Annotated in this window: 1 protein-coding gene and 1 pseudogene; both read right to left on the bottom strand. The window is 79.3% G+C overall.

Annotated elements, in window-relative coordinates; all coding sequences use genetic code 11:
• Window positions 1–235 (bottom strand): annotated as a pseudogene (locus ACSNOD_RS31250) (DedA family protein); the annotation flags it as partial.
• A gap of 67 nt (window positions 236–302) precedes the next feature.
• The coding region (locus tag ACSNOD_RS31245) for an alpha/beta hydrolase family protein (RefSeq protein ID WP_436770448.1) at window positions 303–1,288 on the bottom strand (986 nt) is incomplete at its 5' end.

The raw sequence follows: 1,288 nt of genomic DNA, 5'->3' as shown, positions 1-1,288 counted from the left end.
CGGTGGGGGCGCCCGGGGCTCCGCCTGGGGTGCTTGGGGCTCCTGGGGCTCCCGGGGTGCCGCCCGTGGGGGCCGAGCCGGCCCAGGCCCGGCCCGCGCCGTGCGCCGCGCCGTACGCCGAACCGTGCGCCGAGCCGTGCGCCGAGCCGTGGCCCCAGTCCTGCGGCGAGCCATGGCCCCAGCCGTGTCCCGCGCCGGGGCCCGGCGGCGGCGTCGGATTCGAGAAGTTGTTCACGTCTTTCACGCTACGCAAGGGAGGGGCCGGTGGCGTCAGCAGTGGTGGTGAGGTTTGGGCGTCCGTCTCAAGGATGACGGGGGCCTTCGGGGCGGGTCGTACGGGTGGTCGCATGGGTGGTCGTACGAGTCGTCGTGCGGGCGGTCGTGAGCTCGCGCAGGACGCGGCGGGCGGGTGGGGAAGCCGGGTCGATCAGGCCGTAGTGGCCCACGCCGTCCAGCGTGATCAGGTCGACCCTCGGGCCACCAGCCGCGGGCTGCGGGCCGGCCCCAGGGCCATCCGGCGCCGACGGCCGCGATGCCCTCCCGCCTGGTGCCGTCGCGCCCGGTGCCGTGGTGCCCGGCGCCGCCGCGGCGAAGCGCCGCGACAGTTCGACCGGCACCACCGCGTCGGCCGTCCCATGGATCAGCGTCACGTCGACCGTCGGCGCGCGGCCGGCCGGGTCGGCCCGCGGCAGCAGGGCCGGGTCGCCACCGAGCAACGCGGACACCGCGCCGTCCCCCGTGCCGAGCTCCACCGCCCGCGCCAGATCCGCCACGGGCGCGAGCGCCACCACCGCGTCCACCGAGGCCGCCGGCGGGGCCCCCGAGGCCGCCAGCCACAGCGCGAGGTGCCCGCCGGCCGAGTGCCCGGCCACCACGTGCCGGGCCGAGCCGGCGGCCGGCCACCACGCGCCGGCCGCCCCGCGCACCGCCGCCACCGCGGCCGCCACGTCGTCGGCCGTCCGCGGCCAGCCGCCCGCGCCGCCGTCCCCGACCCGCCGGTACTCGACGGAGGCGACCGCGCAGCCCTCCTCCGCCAGCCAGGCCGCGAACGGCGACAGGTGCCGGCGGTCGTAGCGCTGCCGCCAGAAGCCGCCGTGGAACAGCGTGACCAGGAGCGGCCGTCCCGGGCCGGACGGGCCGCCGGACGAGGAGCCGGACGTCGAGTCGGCCGTGCCATCGGCCGCGGCGCCGGACGTGGCGCAGGCCGCGGCGCCCGACGGGAACCAGAAGTCGATCACCTGGTCGGGGTGCGCGCCGTACGGGGCGGTGGCACCGCATGCCACCGCCC

It is taken from the genome of Streptomyces sp. URMC 123 (assembly GCF_051386515.1).
Lineage (GTDB): Bacteria > Actinomycetota > Actinomycetes > Streptomycetales > Streptomycetaceae > Streptomyces.
The sequence above is the reverse complement of the archived record's forward strand: the minus strand, read 5'-3'. Positions and strand labels throughout refer to the sequence as shown.